The sequence below is a fragment of the Saccharothrix hoggarensis genome, assembly GCF_052936025.1.
This window is the reverse complement of the sequence record NZ_CP193624.1, coordinates 6,668,682-6,687,031: the sequence shown is the minus strand read 5'-3', so window position 1 is coordinate 6,687,031 and position 18,350 is coordinate 6,668,682. Positions and strand designations below refer to the sequence as shown.

The following is an 18,350-nucleotide window of genomic DNA, read 5'->3' as shown; positions in this document are numbered from 1 at the left end:
GGCGAATCCGGCCCGGGTCAATCCGAATCCGACGCGGGTGGATTCGACCCGGATGGATTCGACGCGGGTGGATTCGACCCGGATGGATTCGACCCCGGCGAATTCGACGCCCGCGTCGGCCGCGCTGACCGACGAAGAGATCTTCCGCGCGCACGAGGGCGGCAAGCTGGCCGTCGAGGCGACCGCGTCCCTGGCCGACCCGCGGGCGCTGGCCATCGCCTACACGCCGGGCGTCGCCCGCGTCAGCCGCGCCATCGCCGAGGACCCGGCCCTCGCCGCCAAGTACACGTGGGCGCACCGCCTGGTGGCCGTGGTCAGCGACGGCACCGCCGTGCTCGGCCTCGGCGACATCGGCCCGAGCGCGTCGCTGCCCGTCATGGAGGGCAAGGCGGCGCTGTTCAAGACGTTCGGCGGCCTCGACTCCATCCCGCTGGTGCTGAACACCACGGACGTGGACGAGATCGTGGAGACGCTGGTCCGGCTGCGCCCGTCGTTCGGCGCGGTCAACCTGGAGGACGTCGCCGCGCCGCGCTGCTTCGAGCTCGAGGCCCGGCTCATCGAGGCGCTGGACGTGCCGGTCATGCACGACGACCAGCACGGCACGGCGGTCGTGGTGCTGGCGGCCCTGCGCGGCGCGAACACCGTCCTCGGCAAGGACGTGGCGAACCAGCGCGCGGTCATCTCCGGCGCGGGCGCGGCGGGCGTGGCCTGCGCGAAGATCCTGCTGGCGGCGGGCATCGGCGAGGTCACCGTGGTCGACTCGCGCGGCATCGTGCACGTGGGCCGGGACGGGCTCAACCCGGTGAAGGCACAGCTGGCCGAGGTCACCAACGGCAGCGGCCTGCGCGGCGGGATCGCCGAGGCGCTGCGCGGCGCGGACGTGTTCGTCGGCGTCTCGTCGTCCCTGGTGCCGGAAGAGCTGATCGCGAGCATGGCGGACGACTCGATCGTGTTCGCCCTGTCCAACCCCGACCCCGAGGTGCACCCGGAGGTGGCCGGCCGGCACGCCGCCGTCGTCGCCACGGGTCGCAGCGACTTCCCGAACCAGATCAACAACGTCCTCGCGTTCCCCGGCATCTTCCGCGGCGCGCTGGACGCGGGCGCGAAGAGGATCACCGAGGGCATGAAGCTCGCCGCCGCGAACGCCATCGCCGCGGTGGCCTCGGACGACCTCGCCGTCGACCGGATCGTGCCCAGCGCGCTCGACCCGCGCGTCGGCCCGGAAGTGGCCGCCGCCGTGGCCTTGGCAGCTCGGCAAGACGGAGTAGCCTGACTCCAGTCGGAGTTGGGAGAGCTCCGGCCGCATCCGCCCAAATCGCTCAATCGGGGAACGAAACCACGACTGTGTTGTTTCGTTAGCCCGTTGAGGGGTGGGCGATGACGCTCCGAAGCGCTACCGTCCCTCTCCTCGGGTGAATATTGCCCGTGGAGAGGGACGCCGTTTTCGGGTGCGGTCGGGCCGGTCATCCCTGCCGTAGACACGGGAAGGTGGGACCGTGCCCAAGCGGGTTGGACGCGCTCCGGTGGTGCTCGACACTGCACGGCCGGAGAACGGCGAGGTGACGCTGGACGGCATCGCCCTGCCCGAAGCGGCCTCCCTGCTGTGCGACCCCAAGGGTGTCGTCATGCGGGCGAGCGCCGCCGCGGTGGCGTTGACGAAGGTCCGGTCCTCCGACGACCTCATCGGCCGGTCCCTCGGCGAGCTGCTGCTGGGCAGCGCCGAGGACCTGCGCCTGCACCAGGCGGACGGCGCGCTGCTGCCGGTGCGCGTCGTGCGCATCCAGGTGCCCGGCACCGGTTTGCACGCCGTGCAGCTCGTGGACGTCTCCGACCTGGCCCAGGCCGCCGAGGACCTGCGCGACGAGCAGCGGAGGCTGCGCACCGTGCAGCGGGTCGCGCAGATCGGCTCGTGGGAGTACGACCCGGACACCGGCGTGACGGTGTGGTCGGAGTCGCACTACGAGATGATGGGCGTGCGGCCCGGCGAGGTCGTCCCCGGCGCGCAGGCCGTCCTCGACGTCGTGCACCCGGACGACTACGAGATGGTCGCGAGCTACTGGGCGAACCGCGAGCTGGACGGCAACCCCATCGACATCGTCTACCGGATCATCCTGCCCGACGGGCAGTTGCGCTGGATCCGGGGCGTGGCCGAGGCGAAGCTCAGGTCCGACGGCCGCACCCAGTTCATCACCGGCTACATCCGCGACATCACCGACCAGTGGCGGGCCGACCGCGCCCTGGAGACCGAGCGCGCGCGCCTGCTGGAGGCGCAGCGCATCGCCCGCATGGGCAGCTGGAGCTACGAGATCCAGACCGGCGCCGTGCACCGCAGCGAGGTGCTGCTGGAGATGTACGCCGAGCTGGGCGTCGTCCCCGACGACGACCTGCTGTGCGGCGTGCACCCGGAGGACCGCGGCCTGCTGGAGGACCTGCGCCGCAAGCTCCTGCACCCCGACGACGACGGCGCCCGCGAGGGCCGCACGTTCGAGGCCGAGGTGCGCAGCGAGCTGGGCGACCGCGTCTACGTGTGCCGGGCCCGCGCCGAGTTCGAGGGCGGCAAGGTCAACCGGCTGCACGGCACCATCCAGGACGTCACCGAGGCCCGCGCGCTCGAACGGCAGCTGCGGGACGACCGCCGCCGCCTCGCCGACGCGCAGAAGGCCGCGCAGCTCGGCGTCTGGGAGTGGAACCTCCAGACCGGCGACGTGGTGTGGTCCGACATGCTGGTCGACCTGTTCGGGGTGTCCCGCGAGGAGCACACCCGCTACCAGACCTACCTCGACCTCGTGCACCCCGACGACCGCGCCTGGGTCGACGACCTGTGGCAGCAGCTCGCGAACGAGGAGGTGCCGATCCAGCTGGAGCACCGGATCGTGCGCCGCGACGGCAAGCTGCGCGTGTTCCGCTGCTACGGCGTCGTGGTCAAGGGCCCGGACGGGCTGCCGCTCGCCGTCGGCACCGCGCAGGACATCACCGAGCAGCGCGCCGCCGAGACCAGGATGAAGCGGTCCAGCCAGCGGTTCGCGGACCTCGTGTCCCTGACGCCCGTCGGCATCGGCCTCTTCGACGAGGGCGAACGCCTGGTCGACGCGAACGACGCCCTGTGCGACCTGCTCGGCATGGACCTGGAGCAGCTGCGCGGCATGACCGCGAGCCAGCTCACCCACCCGGACGACCACGGCAACCCGCTGCCGTCGATCAGCGGCATGACCGCGCCGGACGCCGAGCGCACCCACAAGATCCCGCAGCGCATCCTGGTGCGCCGCGACGGCGTGCAGGTGTACTGCGAGCTGCACGTCGCGCTGTCCGTGCAGGACGACGGCCGCCGGTTCTGGCTCATCGTGTTCCAGGACATCACCGAGCGCCGCCGCACCGCCGAGGCCCTGCGCCACCAGGCGACCCACGACGAGCTGACCGGCCTGCCGAACCGGGCGCTGGTCAAGGAGATGCTGGGCGACCTGCTGGAGTCGCCGGACCGGTCCAAGGTCGCGGTGCTGTTCTGCGACATCGACAACTTCAAGCGGGTCAACGACTCCCTCGGCCACGACGCGGGCGACGAGCTGCTGGTGGCGTTGGCGCGGCGGCTCGAGGGCGGACTGCCCGACGGCTGCACGGCGGCCCGCCTGTCCGGCGACGAGTACGTGATCATCTGCGAGAACATCGACCAGGTCGGCGGGGTGGACGCGCTGGCCACGAAGGTCGCCGGGCTCCTGCGCACGGCGGTGCCCGTGCACGGCCAGCTGGTCCGGGTGTCGGCGTCCATCGGCGCGGCCGTGCCGAACGGCTCGCGGGCCACCGGCAACGACCTGCTGCGGTTCGCCGACGCGGCGATGTTCGAGGCCAAGCGGTCCGGCGCGGGCCGGGTGTCGCTGGCCAGCGCCGCGCTGATCGCGTCGGCCGACCGGCAGGTGCACCTGGAAGGCCAGTTGCGGGACGCGTTGGCGCACGACGGGCTCACGCTGCACTTCCAGCCCGTGGTCGGCGTGGACGGCGTCGTGCAGACCGCGGAGGCGCTGGTGCGCTGGCCGCACCCCGACCGGGGCCTGCTGCCGCCGGACGTCTTTTTGCCCGTGGCCGAGCAGGGCGACCTGCTGCGCGAGCTGGACCGCTGGGTGCTGCGGACCGCGTTGAAGGAAGCCTCGACGTGGCCCGCGCCGAACGACCAGCCGGTGTCGGTGGCGATCAACCTCGCCGGGCTCGTGCCGGGCGACCCCGAGTTCGTCGACATCGTGGCCGACGCGATCGCCGAGGCCGGCATGCCGTGGGACCGGGTCGTGCTGGAGCTGGTGGAGACCGCGCTGGTCGACCTGCCGTCGCGGGTGCGCCAGTCGATGGACGAGCTGGTCGAGCGCGGCATCCGGTTCGCGGTGGACGACTTCGGCACCGGCTACTCGTCGCTGGCGCGGTTGAAGGACCTCCCGGCGCAGATCATCAAGGTCGACCGCCGGTTCGTCTCCGGCGTGGGCAACGACTCGTCGGACTTCGCCGTGGCGCGGGCCGTGGTCGACATGGCGCGGGCGATGGGCCGCAAGTGCGTGGCCGAGGGCGTGGAGACGGCGACGCAGTTCCACGTGCTGCGCGGCGTCGGCGTCGACGCCTACCAGGGCTGGCTGTTCTCGCGGCCCGTGCCGCCGAAGGAGTTCCGCGCGGTGCTGGCACTTGGACCGTTGCACATCCCGCGGGCCGGGTGATCCGGAATACTCCACGGTCGGTGGAGGTCTGGAGTAGGGGGACGATCCGGTGGACCCGGCACGCATGATCGCCGACCTGGAGACCAAGGCGCGCGAGCTGGCCCGGCGGTCGCGGGAGGTGCAGGACGGCATCCGCGCCGTGGCGGCCACCGTGCGCTCGCCCGACGGGTGGGTCACCGCGACGGTCGCGCCCAACGGCGCGTTGCGCGACATCTCGTTCTCCCTGCCCGCGGAGGGGTTGTCCGACGCCCAGCTCGGGTGGGTCGTGATGACGACCGTGCAGCGGGCGCAGGCGCAGGTGGCCCGTCAGGTGGCGGAGGTCGTGCAGCCGGACTTCGCGGGCACGGCGGCGATGGAGTTCATGGCGGCCTACCTGCCGGACGAGCCGCGTGCGGACGTGCCGCGTGCGGACCAGCCGCGTGCGGACGTGCCGGTGGGCGTGCGTGCGGACGTGTCGGCGGGCGTGCCGCGTCGGGAGCCGGAGCCGTCCGACCTGCCGTTGCCGCGCAGCCTGTGGTGCCCGGCGGAAGCCGGCGAGCCGTCGTCGCGGTGAGCGGGATCGAGGCCCGGCCGCGTGCGGCGGTGGAGCGTGCGGCGATCGCCGACGGGCTGGCCGGGGCCGGGTTGGACGGTGAGGCGTTCGGGTTGTTCCTGCGGTTCTTCGCCGAGGGCGCGCGTGACCTGACGGCCCGTGCGGCCGAGGGCGTTCGGCCGCCCGCGGTGGGCGTGCCGGGTGCGCCTGGGGTGCCTGGGGTGCCTGCGCCGGCTGACGGGACGACTCGTGAGGCGGACCCGTCCGCCGACCAGGCGCCCTGGGAGCCGGACGCCGACCTGGCGCTGGCCTCGGCGTGGCTGGACACCCTGGGGCTCGTGCTCGACCCGTTGGCGCCGTTGGCCGAGGTCGGGTGGCTGGTCGAGCACGTCGCGCTCCTCAACGCGCCGCTCGACTGGCTGGCGGGCGACGGCGACCGGATCAGGGACGCCGTCGGCCGGTGGCGGCGGGCCGCGGTCGACCTCGACCGCCTCGCCCGCGACGAGCGCGACCCCGCGTCGGCCGCCGATGCCCGTGCCGCGAGCCGGCGGTGCGCCGCCGTGGCCGAGCAGCTGTCCACCGCGGGCACCATCACGGCCGCCGTCCGCGGCATGGTCCGCGACCTGATCGGCATGTTCGCGTGGGACGTCGCCCGCAACGCCGCCGTCGCGCTGGCCACGGCGGAGGCGAGCGGTGGCGCGTCGCTCGCCGCGTTCACCGGGTGGGCCGTGGGCCGGGCCGGGACGGTGCTGGAACGCGTCACCGGCCAGATCACGCGGCTCCTGCGCGCGCTCACCCGCATCCTCGGCCGCTTGGAAGGGCTGGCGGCGCAGCCCGCCCGCTGACGTGCCGTGCGGGCCGATTCCGGGGATGGCCGGACAAGGCGTGGGCCGATCCGCGATACTCCCGAACCGTCGCGAAACGGAACGAGGGGGGCACAGGCGGTGAACCCGGAGCGGATGATCGCGGACCTGGAGGCCAGGGCGCAGGACCTGGCCCGGCGGTCCGAGGACATGCAGGCGCAGATCAACGGCGCGTCGGCCACGGTCCGCTCGCCCGACGGCGCGGTGACCGTCACGGTGGCGCCGAACGGCGCGTTGCAGCACATCGAGTTCTCGCCGCGCGCGGCCGACTTCTCGCACGTCCAGCTCGGCCAGGCGGTGATGGCGGCCGTGCGGCGGGCCCAGGCGCAGGCGGCGCGGCAGGTGGCCTCGATCGTCGAGCCGCAGTTCGGCGGCACGCAGGCGATGGACTTCCTGACCAGCTTCATCCCGCAGGAGGAGGAGCCGCCCACCCCGCCGCCCCCGCCGGCCGAGGAGGGCAGCGTCCTGCGGCAGGTCGCGTGGGACGCACCCGCACCGCAGCCGCCCGTGCCGCCCCGGCGGCCGTCGTCGCACCGACGTGACGACACCGATGACGACGACGGCTTCGGGACGGTGCTGCGGTGAGCGGGTTCAAGGTCCAGGCGGACCAGCTGCGGAGGTTCGCGGGCGACCAGGAGGGTCGGAAGGGCGAGATCGAGGCGGCCGCCGACAAGGCCGGCGGGGTGGACCTGGGCGGCGAGACGTTCGGCGTCCTGCTCCAGTTCTTCGCCGACGGAGCCCAGCAGTTCGCGGCCGAGACCGTGGAAGGCATCCGCGCGCTGGCCACGGCGTACGGGGAGGCGGCGGGCGACACCACCGCCACCGCCGTGGACTACGAGAACGTCGAGGACGAGAACGACCAGCGCTTCCGGGGAGGCCGGTGATGGTGGAGTGGACCGGGTTCAACGACAAGTGGAACAACCCGGACAACTACGCCGGCGGCGGGGCCGTCGAGTCGTTCTTCCAGCTCGCCGACTCCTGCACCCGCGCGGAACAGGGCGACTACGCCGAGATCGGCATGAACGCGGCCGCGTTGGGCCTGGACGTGCTGGGCATGGTGATGGACCCGCTCGGGTCGCTGGCCACGGCGGGCATCGGCTGGCTCATCGAGCACGTCAGCTTCCTGCGCGAGCCGCTGGACTGGCTGGCCGGCAACGGTGACCGGATCAAGGCCGCGGTGAAGGTCTGGAACGAGACGGCCACGGCGCTGGACCAGGTCGCCCAGGCGCAGCACGACGCGGTCTCCGGCCAGGTCAGCGGCTGGGAGGAGCAGGCGGCGGAGCGGTTCCGGCAGAGCCAGGGCCGGCTCGTGCAGGAAACGCTGGTCATGAGCCGGACGTGCGTGACGGTGGCCGAGCAGATCGCCACCGCCGGGACGATCACGGCGGCCATCCGCGGCATGATCCGCGACCTGATCGCCATGTTCGTCTGGGAGGTCATCCGCAACGCGGCCATCGCGCTGGCGTCGTCGGTGGTGAGCTTCGGCAGCTCGATCGCCGCGTTCGCCGCGTGGGCAGTGGGCCGGGGCGCGGTCGTGCTCGGCAAGATCACCCAGCAGATCGCCAAGCTGATGCGGGTCGTCACGCGGATCATGGGGCGGTTGAAGGGGCTGTTCGGCGCGCTGGGGGACGCGTTGAAGGGCCTGGCCCGCTTCGGCAAGGGCGGCGGGGCCGCGACGCGCGCGTCCGGGACACCGGGCGGGGTGAAGTTCGAAGGGCTGGAGAACGCGGGCAAGCGCATGGAGGACTGGGGCAACGCGCGCCCGACGTTGGGCGACGCGGGCACCAAGCTCCGGGACGCGGGCCGGGAGTTCGGCGACGGCTACAAGAACGCCGGCGACACCTGGAAGAAGGTCTACGAGGACAAGGTCGGCGGCACCCCGCTGATGGAGAAGGTCGGTGACGCGTACACGCCGTACAAGCCGTTGGAGCGCAACGGCCACGTGTCGCCGCACTCCGTGCCGGACGTGATGGGCGGCGGGTTCCAGACCAAGTTCGGCGCCGACGTCCTGCGCGAGACGTCCAAGCAGGACGAGTTGGAGCTGGAAGGCGTGCCCGAGGAGCGGCAGCCGACCTTCAAGCGCCAGACGGGATACCTGGACGAGTGACGAAGAAGCTCGCCGTGACGTCGTGCGTCGCCGGCCTGGTGTTCGTGCTCGCCGGCGGGTTCCTGTTCGCGGCCGAGCGGGTGAGCTGGTTGGGCATGGCGCTGTTCGCCCTGGGCATGGCCGGTCTGCTGGCCGGGGCGATGTGGCTGTGGCGGAGTGTGCTGTCGTTCTTCGCCACCATCGCCGTGCTGACCGCGGTGCTCATCTCGGCGGTCGTGCAGGGTCCTCCGCTGTGGCTCTCGGCGTTCGGGGAGACGCGCACCGATTGCGTGGTGCTGGACGAGAGGGTCGTCAAGGGGACCAGGTCGGCGTCCTACACGCTGCACACCGTGCAGTGCGGCGACCGCCGGATCGAGTACCGGCCGTACCAGACGGCTTCCGAGCACATCGGTGACGTCGGCGAGCGGACGTCGCTGGTGTTCGACCGGACGGGTTTGTTGAACGCCTTGCGTCCGTCGGACCTCACGACCACCGGCCTGTGGGCGTTGCCGGCGGCGCTCGCGTTCGGGCTGCTGTACACCTGGTTCGCGGCGACCAGGTCGTCGACGCGGTCGGCGCGGGAGGCATCGGTGGCGGGTGGCCAGGATTTCCTGTGACGGCGCCACGAGTGAGCGGGGGACGCGTGAGTGGTGAGCGGGGCACGAAGCCGCGTCGCAAGGCGGTGTGGGTGCCGGTCATGGTGCTGTCCCTGCTCGGCCTGCTGAGCACGGGGGTGTTCTTGTCCGTCAGCGCCGGGTGGGGCGCGTTCGGGCTGGTGCCGATCTTCGGCGGTCTGGTCGGGTTCACCTGGGCGACGGGGATGCTGCGGCCGCGGAGCTACCTGATCGGGGTGGCGCTGGTGGGCGGTATCGCGTTCGCGATGGTGAGCCAGGGGTTCACGCACTCCGCCTGGCTGACGGTCTTCGGCGAGCGCGCGGACTGCGTCGTGGTGGAGCGGCACGAGTCCTCGACCCGTTCGGGGTCGGACTACTACCACCACACGTTCGAGTGCGGCGGGCGGGCGGTGCAGTACACCGGTCGTTCCGGGTACGTCGCCGACCAGGGGGACGGCGTCCTCCTGGTGGTGGATCGTCTTGGGGTCGTCGACCCGGCGCTGGTGGGTGACGTGTCGTCGGGGCGGAACCTGGCCTTTGTCGGCGTGGTGTTGGCAGGACTGCTGTTCGTGCTCGTGGTGGCGTTGTTGCCGCCGCCGCGGCCCGCTCCCCGGTTGCCCGGCCCCAAGGTGAGTCAGGAGTTCCTGTGAAGACGGCGGCCATGGTGGTTGGCGTTGTGGCCTTGCTCAGCGTCGGCGTGCTCTTCAGCGCGACGGGCGCGTGGGGTGTGCTCGGCATCGTCGCCGGGCTCGTCGGACTCGTCCTGCTGGTGTTCGGGACCAGGGCGCGGCAGCCGAACGGGCCGTTCACGGCGGTGAGCGTCGTGGTCGGCATCGGGCTGGCGATGGCGTCGTTGTTCGGCGCCGGCTCACTGCTGATGACCGTGGTCGGCGACCGGGTGGACTGCGAGCTGGTCGAGCGCCGGCAGGAGTCCCACCGCACCAGCGCTCCGACGCTGCACCACGAGTTCGACTGCGCGGGCCGTCCGGTGTCGTTCTCGGGCTCGGCCGACTACGTCGCCGAAGTCGGTGAGCGGGTGGCGCTGGTGGTCGACCCGTCCGGCACGTTCGCGCCCGTGCTCTCCGGCTCGGTGTCGGGGACGCGGAACTGGGTGGTCGGCGGCGCGGCACTGGTGGGTCTCGCCCACGTCGTGCTGGCCGCCACCCGGCCGCCCCGCGCGGCACGGCCGCGGTCCAAGGCCGTCGTGAACCGCGGGGACTTCCTGTGACTCAGCCCCACTGGCCGTGCGCGGGCGGGGGGACGTGGGACGGCGGTCCGGGCAGGTGGTGCGGCGGCTTCGCGCCCCGCATCGCGCGGCCCACCGGCGGCAGGGCGGCGACCAGGCCCGAGACCACCCACAGCACCAGGGCGATCGCCGGCAGCGCCACGAACTCGGCCGGCAGGTTCGCCGCCACCTCGGCGACCACGTAGACGTTGTGCGCCGCCGCCAGGACCGCGATCCCGACCAGGCCCCACCGCACGCCCGGCACTCGGCACGCGAGCACCACGGCGAGGACGAGCACCGTCGTGGCCACGCTCAACGTCAGCGAGATGGCGAAGTCGACGTTCCCGGTGATCTCCTCGGTGAACGGGATGCCGAGGAGGGTGAGCCCGAGGTGCGGCGTCGGCACCCTCCCGTCGGACACGGCGGGCAGCGAGGCGACGTACAGGAGGACCACGTTCGGCAGGAACAACAGCGCGGCCAGCACGGGCAGCGCGTTGTTGGGTCGGCGCGGTTGGCCCGGGTACGGGGACTGGCCTGGGTACGGCTGGCCTGGGTAGTACGGCTGGCCCGGGTAGGGGGTCTGGCCGGGGTGCGGCGGCTGGCCGGGGTGGCCGAACTGCCCGGGTTGGGCCGGGAGAGGCTGACCCGGGTGGGGCTGGGGCGCGTGCGGCTGCTGACCGGGGTGCTGCCGCGGCCCCGGCGCGCCCGGGTTGGGCGTCCAGCCGCCGTGGGGTTGGTTCATGCGCGTGCCTCCTGGTTCGACGGGAAGTTACCGCCGAACGGCGCCGCGACGCCGGACTTCGCCGGAATTCCGGCCAAGTCCGCCGGTCCGGCCAGGTCGGGCCAGTCGGGCCAAGTCGGGCCAGGTCCGGCTACCCGGCCGACGCGCGGATCAGCGGCAGCAGGGCGGCGATCCGGTGCCGCGGCAGGTCGATCAGCCGGAGCTCCAGGTCGGTGTGCTCGGGGTCGAGGTGCTCCCCGATGCGCTCCCGCGCCTCCCGCTTGGTCATCGCGCCGTGCGTCGCGGTGACCAGCGCCTCGCGCCACACGTTCCCCAGCTTGCCGTGTGCCCGCATCAGCACCTCCCGCACGGCCAGCCCGCCGACGTCCAGCGTGCCCGCCAACACCTGGTCGGCCACGACCACGCAGTGCTTGCCGTCCGGGGTGGAGCGCAGGAACCTCAGCGCGAACCTGGTGTCCACCAACGACTTCAGCCCGTGCTGTCCCGCCGCGGAGGCCACGTCCGGGTGGTTGTTCGGCACGAGCGCCGCCATCCGGCCCGGTGAGCACGCCAGCAGCGTCCGCAGCAGCCAAGGCCCCGGGTCGCCGGTCAGGTCCACCGCCAACGACGCCGCGCCCTTGCCGATCGGGTCGGCCCAGCCCGGCGCGCGCGGCTTGGGCGGTGGCGAGGACTCGGGCCGCGGCGCGAGGTCGACCAGCGCCGCCAGCGCCGTGGCACTCGGCCCGGTCGCCTCCACGGACTGCGGGCCGTGCGTGTAGATGGACGTCTTGGGCGTCGACGTCGCGCGGCGGGACGTGGGCCGGCACACGTACAGGTCGGCGGCGCTGCCGATGGCCTGCGCGCCGTCGAACCGGTGGAACGCGGGCAGGATCGCCTCGAACACCAACCCGAGCCGCTGCAACTCCTGCTGCACCTTCAGCCCCAGGGCGGGGGTCCGGTCGCTGAACCCGTACGCCAGCAGCACCCGGCCGCGGGCCACGTCGGACAGGCACTCGACGGCCCGCCCGGCGAACAGCGCCATGCCCTCCGGCGTGTACGGCGGGTCGCTGAACACGAGGTCCGCGGACTCGACCACGGCGGGCGGCAGGCCGAACCGGAAGTCGGCGTGCACCGTCCGCACGGTCCAGCCGCGCTCCTCCGCGCGCGTCGAGATGAACTCCAGCAACCGGTCGTCCACGTCGACCACGACGACCTCGACGGACGGGTTCACCGCGCACACCGCCAGCGACGTCAGGTCGTGGTCGCCGAGGCACAGCAGCGTCCGCCCGGCCAGGTCGTACGTCGTGTTCAGCCACAGCGCGCGCTTCAACGCCGTCTCCGCCGTCGCCTGCACGTGGTCCAGCGCGGCCAGCGGCGGCGGCACGTCGGCGATGTCGGCGAGGATGGACCGCAGGTGTTCGGTGTGCCGCGACACCAGCGCGTCGACCGGGTCCACGAGGTCGTCACCGGCCCCGAACGCGGCGTAGTCGGCGGCCTTGGCCGGCGCCAGCCGGTACCGGTCGCCACTGGTCTCCAGGTCGTCGCCGACGGCGGTCAGCAGCTCCTGCACGGTGCGCCGGGGCACCGCCGGGAGCCGGACCAACTCGGCCAACGTGTGCCAGTCACCGGCGAGCAGGTCGAGCACGCGCCGCAGCTTGCGGGCGTGCGTTCCGCGTTCGGCCAGGAGAGCGCGCACTGGTTCGGTTGCCACAAACGGTGCAGCCTACTGACCGGATGGTGAAACGCCGTGCCGCGGTCGGATCGACGGGCTAGGGTCGATCGACGCCTGATGCACATCGGCAGGAGGACCACGGGTGATCGAGTTCCGCGACGTGACCAAGCGGTTCGACGACGGGACCACCGCGGTGAACGGCCTGGACCTGGTGGTGGAGGCGGGCACGATCACGGTCTTCGTCGGCCCGTCAGGGTGCGGCAAGACCACCTCTTTGCGCATGGTGAACCGGATGGTCGACCCGACGTCGGGCACGGTCCTGGTGGACGGCCGGGACGTGCTCGCCGTGGACCCGCCCACGTTGCGGCGCGGCATCGGGTACGTCATCCAGCAGGCGGGCCTGTTCCCGCACCGGACCGTTCTGGACAACGTCGCCACTGTGCCGTTGCTCACGGGGTGGACCCGCCGCAGGGCCCGCGCGCGTGCCGCCGAGCTGCTGGAGCTGGTCGGCCTGCCGGTCGAGCTGGGCAAGCGGTACCCGGTGCAGCTGTCCGGCGGGCAGCAGCAGCGGGTCGGCGTGGCGCGGGCGCTGGCCGCGGACCCGCCGGTGCTGCTCATGGACGAACCGTTCAGCGCCGTCGACCCGGTGGTGCGGGAAGGGCTGCAGGACGAGCTGCTGCGGTTGCAGGCCGAGCTGGACAAGACCATCGTGTTCGTGACGCACGACATCGACGAGGCCGTGCGCATCGGGGAGAAGGTCGCGGTGCTGCGCACCGGCGGCGTCCTCGCGCAGTACGCGCCGCCCGCCGAGCTGCTGTCACGGCCCGCGGACGACTTCGTGGCCAACTTCGTCGGCAAGGACCGCGGCTACCGCAGCCTGTCCTTTGTGGACTCATCCGGGATCGAGGTCGCCGAGGTGGCCACGGTGTCCGCCGGCTCGGCGCACGAGTCCTCTTCGGACTGGCGGCTCGTGGTCGACCCGGACAAGAGGCCCCGGGGCTGGGTCGCGCCGGACGCCGCGGTCGTGCCCGGCGGCTCGCTGTACGAGCTGGGCACGCCGATCCGGGGCGCGCTGGACGCCGCGCTGTCGTCGCCGTCCGGGCTCGGCGTCGTGGTGGACGCCGAGGGGCGGCTCGCCGGCGTCGTCACGGCGAGGCAGGTGCTGGACGTGATCGAGCGCCGCCGTGGGTGACGTCGCGCGGTACCTGAGCGACGCCGGCACGCGGGCGGCGCTGCTGGAACGGCTGCTGGACCACGTCTACCTGTCGCTGGCGCCGCTGGTCGTGTCGGTGGTGCTGGCGATCGTGCTCGGCCTGCTGTGCCACCGGTTCCGCGCGGTCAACGCGGCCCTGATCGGCTTGTCGAACGTCGTCTACACGATCCCGTCGCTGGCCCTGTTCGCGATCATCCCGGCGTTGATCGGGACCAGGGTGCTCGACCCGGTGAACGTGATCACGGCGTTGACGCTGTACACGACGGCGCTGCTGGTGCGGCCGGTCGCCGAGGCGCTGGGCGCCGTGCCCGCGCACGTCATCGCCGCCGCCACCGCGATGGGCTTCCGCCCGTGGCGGCGGTTCCTGACCGTGGAGCTGCCGCTGGCCGTGCCGGTGCTGGCCGCGGGTGTGCGGGTCGGCTCGGTGAGCAACATCAGCCTGGTCAGCGTGGGCGCGCTGATCGGCACCGGCGGCCTCGGCACGCTGTTCACGGACGGCTTCCAGCAGCGCTACCTCGCGCCGATCATCGTCGGCATCGTGCTGACCCTGCTGCTCGCGCTGGTCGTCGACCTGCTGCTGGTGCTGCTCCGCAACCGACTGACCCCGTGGGTCCTGGTGGGCAAGGCATGATCTTCGCCGAGGCGTTCGCGTGGCTGCTCGACCCGGTCAACTGGTCGGGCGGCAAGTCGATCCCGGTGCGGGTCGGCGTCCACCTGCTGTTCTGCGTCGGCGCGGTGCTCGGCGCGGCGCTGATCGCGGTGCCGCTCGGCCTGTACGTCGGGCACACCGGACGCGGCGGTGTCGTGCTGGTGGGCGGCAGCAACGCGTTGCGCGCGTTGCCGACGCTCGGGCTCGTCACGTTCCTGTACCTGATCGCGGGCGGCGGCACGGTGAGCGTGCTCATCGCCCTCGTCGTGCTCGCCGTGCCGCCGATCCTGGCGGGCGCGTACGCGGGCGTGCAGGACGTGGACCGGGGCGTCGTGGACGCGGCGCGGGGCATGGGCATGACCGGGGCGCAGCGGTTGTGGCGGGTCGAGGTGCCGAACGCGCTGCCGCTGCTCGTCGGCGGTCTGCGCAACGCCATGCTGCAGGTCGTGGCCACCGCGTCGGTGGCGGCGTACGTGGGTATCGAGACGTTGGGACGTCCGCTGCTGGACGGCCTGCGGGTGCTGGACTACGGGCAGTTCATCGGCGGCGCGATCCTCATCGCGCTGCTCGCGGTCCTGCTGGACGTCCTGCTCGCGGGCCTGGGCAGGTTGGTCGTGCCCGCGGGGTTGCGGCTGTCGGCCCGGACGGGGTCGAGCGGGGTGCAGCCGAGGCGCCGGAAGACACCGGCGCCCGTCGAATCTGGAGGAAGCACGGCATGAAGCGCACGTTGGCCGTCATCGTCACCGCGGCGGCGCTGGTCGTCTCCGCCTGTGGCTCCAAAGAGGACCTGGGCGGCGGCGGGCAGGACGCCGCGCCGGGCGAGGTCGTGGTCGGCTCGGCCGACTTCACCGAGAACAAGATCCTGGCCGAGATCTACGCGGGGGCGCTGCGGACGACCGGGGCCGCGGTGTCGGTGCGGTCCGGCATCGGAGCCCGCGAGCTGGTCGTGAAGGCGTTGCAGGACAAGTCGCTCGCGGTGGTGCCGGAGTACACCGGCAACCTGCTGAACTACTTCGACAAGACCAACACCACCACCGAGGCGGAGGACGTCTACTCGGCGTTGAAGTCGAAGACGCCGGCGGGCCTGGAGGTGCTGGAGAAGTCCGCCGCCGAGGACAAGGACGTGCTGGTGGTCACCAAGGCCACCGCGGCGGGCGGCGTGAAGTCGATCGCCGACCTCGGGTCCGGCAAGTACGCGCTCGGCGCGGCCGGCGAGTGGGCGCAGCGCTGGGAGAGCAAGATCAAGGAGCTGTACGGCGTCACGTTCACCGAGATCAAGACCACGGACGCGGGCGGCCCGATCACCGTGGACGCGCTGAAGGACGGCACGGTGCAGGTGGCGAACCTCTACACGACGTCCGCCGACATCAAGGCGAACGACTTCGTGGAGCTGGAGGACCCGAAGACCATGTACCCGGCGCAGAACGTCGTGCCGCTGCTGCGGTCCGACGCCCTCGACGCCAAGGGCAAGGACGCGCTGGACAAGGTCTCCGCGGCGCTCACCACCGAGAAGCTGGCCGAGCTGGTCAAGCAGGTCGACGTCGACAAGCAGACCATCGCGAACGTGGCCGCGAACTTCCTGAAGGACGTCAAGCTGTAGGTCGGAGCACCGGTCGACGCCCCCGGCACGTGCCGGGGGCGTTCGCCTACCCGGACGCCGCGGTCTCGCCACCGCGACGCCGGTCGCGTCCCCGGTGCTTGTCGGCGGCTCAGTGCTTGTCGGGGTCCGGATCGGCCGGGCGACCTCCGCCGAGCCGGCCGGTCAGCTCGTCGGCGGTCCGCCGCACCTCCGCCGCCAGCTCCGGCCACGTCTCGCCGCACTCGACGTCGCACACGTGCCGGAACGTCACGGTGATCGCGGCGATCGGCCGTTCGCCGTGGTCGAAGACGGGCGCGGCGACGGACGCGAAGCCGGCCGTCACGTAGCCGTCCTCCACCGCCCAGCCGCGCCGACGCTCCTCCGCCAGCAAGCGCCGCAGCGCGGGCAGGTTCCGCGGCCCCCGGCCGGTCCGGTCCACGAACGGGCCGGGGAACAGCGCCCGCACCTGCGCCGCCGGCAGCCGGGCCAGCACGGCCCGGCCGGACGCGGTCAGCTGCGCGGGCAGCCGCACGCCCACGTCGGACACGATCGTGGTCGGGTGGCGGGGCTGCTCGCGCACCAGGTACAGCGACTCGGCGCCGTGCAGCACGCCGAGGTGCGCGGTCCGGCCGACCGAGTCCACGAGACGCCGCAGCAACGGCCGCGCGAGGCGTTCCAGCGGGTCGTGGCGCAGGTAGGCGGAGCCGAGCTCGAACGCGGCCACGCCGAGCCCGTAGCGCCGCTCCTCCGGGAAGTGGGTGGCGAAGCCGGCCGCCGCCAGCTCCGCCAGCAGGTGGTACGTCGTGGACCGGGGCAGCGACAGCTCACGCGCCACCGCCGCCGCGGACAGCGGACCCGGCCTGCTCGCCAGCAGGCGCAGCACCGCGAGCCCTCGGCGCAACGCCGGCACGTCGCTGCTGCCTCCCACGAAAGCCATTCTCAACAAATCCGCGGTCCCGCGCATTGGAGGGGTATGACGACCAGCTTCGAGGACTTCGCCGCCGGGCAGGTCACCCCGCTGCTGCGCTACGCCACCGTGCTGACCGGCGACCCGCACCTCGCGCAGGACGTCGTCCAGGAGTGCCTGCTCCGGGCCCAGCAGCGCTGGTCGCGCATCGCCGCCGTCGACGCCCCGGTGGCGTACGTCAAGCGGATGGTCACCAACGAGTACCTGAGCTGGCGCCGCCGGTGGAAGCCGCAGACCTCGCTGCACGGCATAGACCCGCCGACCCCGGACCCGTCCGCTCTCTACGACGAGCGCGAGGCGATGCTCCAGAGCATCGACAAGCTCCCGCGCAAGCAGAAGGCGGCCGTCGTGCTCCGGTTCTACGAGGGCTACGACGACGCCGAGATCGCCGAGACCCTGGGCTGCTCCCAGGTCACGGTCCGCAGCCACATCTCGCGCGCGCTGGCGACGCTGCGCGCCGACGACCGGGTGAAGGAGGAACTGTGAGCGACACCGAGAGCCTGATCAGGGACGCCCTCCGGATGCGCGCCGACCAGGCGCCGCCCCCCGGCCCGGTGCTGGCCGCCCTGCGCCGCCCCCGGAAGTCCCGCACGTCGTTCCTGCTGGTCCTGGCGGCGGCCGCCACGGCGGCGGTGGTGGCGGTCGTGGCCACCGCGGTCGGCCGACCCACGGCCGAGTCGCCACCGGCCACGTCGGTCGAGATCCCGATCGAGCCGACGATCCCGACGGTCTCGCTCGGCTTCAGCCCGACCTGGCTGCCGGAGGGCTTCACCGAGCGGCAGCGCCTGGTCGACCCGGCCACGTACACGCGACGCACCTGGGAGCAGGGCGAGTCGACCGCGAAGGCCACGAACCCGTCCCTGGAGTTCACCGTCCAGCCGGCCAACGAGTCCACGGGCGCGATGGCCGACGCGATTGCCAACGCCTTGGAGGCCTACCGCGTCACCGTCAACGGCGCGCCGGGCGTCGTCTCGGGCGCCACGACCGTCCTGTGGCAGCCCGAACCGGAGGTGTACCTGTCGGTCACCCTGAGGAACATCCCGGACGCCCGCACCACCGCCGTGCGCATCGCCGAGTCGGTCCGCCCCGACCCCGGCCCGGTCCGGTTGCCGGTGTCGCTGGGCGGCTCGCGGGGCATCCAGGCGCACGGGGGCCTGCCGGAGGGCTGGCAGGCCAGTACCACGGGCGTGCACGACGGCGTCACCTACAACGTGTTGCTGAGCCGGCGCCCGTACGGGTTCGAGGGTTCGCCGACGATGACCACCGCCCGCGGGCTCACCGCCCGGTACTACGCGGCCGACGGCGGCCACCTCGTGGTGGAGCTCCGGCCGGACGTCCACCTCCAGGTCTCCGGCATCGGGGTGCGGGCGGCGGGGTTGGCGGAGTTGACCGCGGCGGCGGAGGCGGTGGTGGTCGACCCGGAGCCGGACCTGGCCTGGGCCGGCGGCTGACGCCACCCGACCGCGGCGCCTGCGGGACACCGCTGCCGCGGCGGCGCGTCTGGGATGCCAGACACGATCGGCGGACCTCGGGTCGTG

The 18,350-nt window shown here is 72.9% G+C and carries 19 protein-coding genes; 16 read left to right on the top strand and 3 right to left on the bottom strand.

The window, feature by feature from the left end; translation table 11 throughout:
- Nucleotides 1–82 precede the first annotated feature (82 nt).
- The 10 genes from ACRAKH_RS30260 (at nt 83) to ACRAKH_RS30215 (ending at nt 10,014) form a co-directional block, all read left to right on the top strand.
- Nucleotides 83–1,273 carry an NAD(P)-dependent malic enzyme gene (locus ACRAKH_RS30260; RefSeq protein ID WP_380720628.1) on the top strand — a complete coding sequence of 397 codons (1,191 nt, stop codon included), beginning with the start codon at nt 83–85 and terminating at the stop codon, nt 1,271–1,273.
- Between the two features lie 223 nt (nt 1,274–1,496).
- Entirely contained in the window at nt 1,497–4,691 is a 3,195-nt protein-coding gene (locus tag ACRAKH_RS30255; protein ID WP_380720625.1) for a sensor domain-containing protein, read from the top strand.
- A 49-nt stretch (nt 4,692–4,740) separates the two neighbouring features.
- Entirely contained in the window at nt 4,741–5,244 is a 504-nt protein-coding gene (locus ACRAKH_RS30250; protein WP_380720622.1) for a YbaB/EbfC family nucleoid-associated protein, read from the top strand.
- A complete protein-coding gene (locus ACRAKH_RS30245; protein WP_447009439.1) occupies nt 5,241–6,068 on the top strand; it encodes a hypothetical protein in 828 nt (275 codons plus the stop codon). The genes ACRAKH_RS30250 and ACRAKH_RS30245 overlap by 4 nt, the downstream gene beginning before the upstream one ends.
- A 99-nt stretch (nt 6,069–6,167) precedes the next feature.
- Nucleotides 6,168–6,671 carry a YbaB/EbfC family nucleoid-associated protein gene (locus ACRAKH_RS30240; RefSeq protein WP_447009438.1) on the top strand — a complete coding sequence of 168 codons (504 nt, stop codon included), beginning with the start codon at nt 6,168–6,170 and terminating at the stop codon, nt 6,669–6,671.
- On the top strand, nt 6,668–6,970 hold the full coding sequence (locus ACRAKH_RS30235; RefSeq protein ID WP_380723869.1) for a type VII secretion target: 303 nt from the start codon (nt 6,668–6,670) through the stop codon (nt 6,968–6,970). The genes ACRAKH_RS30240 and ACRAKH_RS30235 overlap by 4 nt, the downstream gene beginning before the upstream one ends.
- On the top strand, nt 6,970–8,193 hold the full coding sequence (locus ACRAKH_RS30230) for a WXG100-like domain-containing protein (RefSeq protein ID WP_380723868.1): 1,224 nt from the start codon (nt 6,970–6,972) through the stop codon (nt 8,191–8,193). Before ACRAKH_RS30235 ends, ACRAKH_RS30230 begins: the two co-directional genes overlap by 1 nt.
- On the top strand, nt 8,190–8,789 hold the full coding sequence (locus ACRAKH_RS30225; RefSeq protein ID WP_380723867.1) for a hypothetical protein: 600 nt from the start codon (nt 8,190–8,192) through the stop codon (nt 8,787–8,789). The genes ACRAKH_RS30230 and ACRAKH_RS30225 overlap by 4 nt, the downstream gene beginning before the upstream one ends.
- A gap of 26 nt (nt 8,790–8,815) precedes the next feature.
- Nucleotides 8,816–9,436, top strand: coding sequence for a hypothetical protein (locus ACRAKH_RS30220; RefSeq protein ID WP_380723866.1), 621 nt, complete (start codon nt 8,816–8,818; stop codon nt 9,434–9,436).
- Nucleotides 9,437–9,462: 26 nt separating this feature from the next.
- Nucleotides 9,463–10,014, top strand: coding sequence for a hypothetical protein (locus tag ACRAKH_RS30215; protein WP_380723865.1), 552 nt, complete (start codon nt 9,463–9,465; stop codon nt 10,012–10,014).
- A 1-nt stretch (nt 10,015) separates the two neighbouring features.
- Here ACRAKH_RS30215 and ACRAKH_RS30210 read toward each other — a convergent pair whose 3' ends face one another.
- Nucleotides 10,016–10,753, bottom strand: a complete 738-nt coding sequence (locus ACRAKH_RS30210; RefSeq protein ID WP_380723864.1) for a hypothetical protein — start codon at nt 10,751–10,753, stop codon at nt 10,016–10,018.
- Between the two features lie 130 nt (nt 10,754–10,883).
- Entirely contained in the window at nt 10,884–12,443 is a 1,560-nt protein-coding gene (locus ACRAKH_RS30205) for a bis-aminopropyl spermidine synthase family protein (RefSeq protein ID WP_447009437.1), read from the bottom strand.
- Between the two features lie 103 nt (nt 12,444–12,546).
- Here ACRAKH_RS30205 and ACRAKH_RS30200 point away from each other — a divergent pair, with 103 nt between their 5' ends.
- The 4 genes from ACRAKH_RS30200 to ACRAKH_RS30185 are packed head-to-tail and all read left to right on the top strand — an operon-like array spanning nt 12,547 to nt 15,866.
- The gene (locus ACRAKH_RS30200) at nt 12,547–13,596 is read left to right on the top strand and encodes an ABC transporter ATP-binding protein (protein WP_380723862.1); all 1,050 of its coding nucleotides are present in this window, start codon (nt 12,547–12,549) and stop codon (nt 13,594–13,596) included.
- The gene (locus ACRAKH_RS30195) at nt 13,589–14,248 is read left to right on the top strand and encodes an ABC transporter permease (RefSeq protein ID WP_380723861.1); all 660 of its coding nucleotides are present in this window, start codon (nt 13,589–13,591) and stop codon (nt 14,246–14,248) included. The genes ACRAKH_RS30200 and ACRAKH_RS30195 overlap by 8 nt, the downstream gene beginning before the upstream one ends.
- Nucleotides 14,245–14,985 (top strand): ABC transporter permease, encoded by a 741-nt coding sequence (locus ACRAKH_RS30190; RefSeq protein ID WP_380723860.1) that lies wholly within the window; start codon nt 14,245–14,247, stop codon nt 14,983–14,985. Before ACRAKH_RS30195 ends, ACRAKH_RS30190 begins: the two co-directional genes overlap by 4 nt.
- On the top strand, nt 14,982–15,866 hold the full coding sequence (locus tag ACRAKH_RS30185; RefSeq protein ID WP_380723859.1) for an ABC transporter substrate-binding protein: 885 nt from the start codon (nt 14,982–14,984) through the stop codon (nt 15,864–15,866). The genes ACRAKH_RS30190 and ACRAKH_RS30185 overlap by 4 nt, the downstream gene beginning before the upstream one ends.
- Nucleotides 15,867–15,975: 109 nt before the next feature.
- Here ACRAKH_RS30185 and ACRAKH_RS30180 read toward each other — a convergent pair whose 3' ends face one another.
- Nucleotides 15,976–16,773 (bottom strand): IclR family transcriptional regulator, encoded by a 798-nt coding sequence (locus tag ACRAKH_RS30180; RefSeq protein ID WP_380723858.1) that lies wholly within the window; start codon nt 16,771–16,773, stop codon nt 15,976–15,978.
- Between the two features lie 45 nt (nt 16,774–16,818).
- On the opposite strand from ACRAKH_RS30180, the gene ACRAKH_RS30175 reads away from it, so the two are divergent.
- On the top strand, nt 16,819–17,298 hold the full coding sequence (locus tag ACRAKH_RS30175; protein WP_380723857.1) for a SigE family RNA polymerase sigma factor: 480 nt from the start codon (nt 16,819–16,821) through the stop codon (nt 17,296–17,298).
- Nucleotides 17,295–18,263 carry a hypothetical protein gene (locus ACRAKH_RS30170; protein WP_380723856.1) on the top strand — a complete coding sequence of 323 codons (969 nt, stop codon included), beginning with the start codon at nt 17,295–17,297 and terminating at the stop codon, nt 18,261–18,263. The genes ACRAKH_RS30175 and ACRAKH_RS30170 overlap by 4 nt, the downstream gene beginning before the upstream one ends.
- The last annotated feature ends 87 nt before the right edge of the window (nt 18,264–18,350 follow it).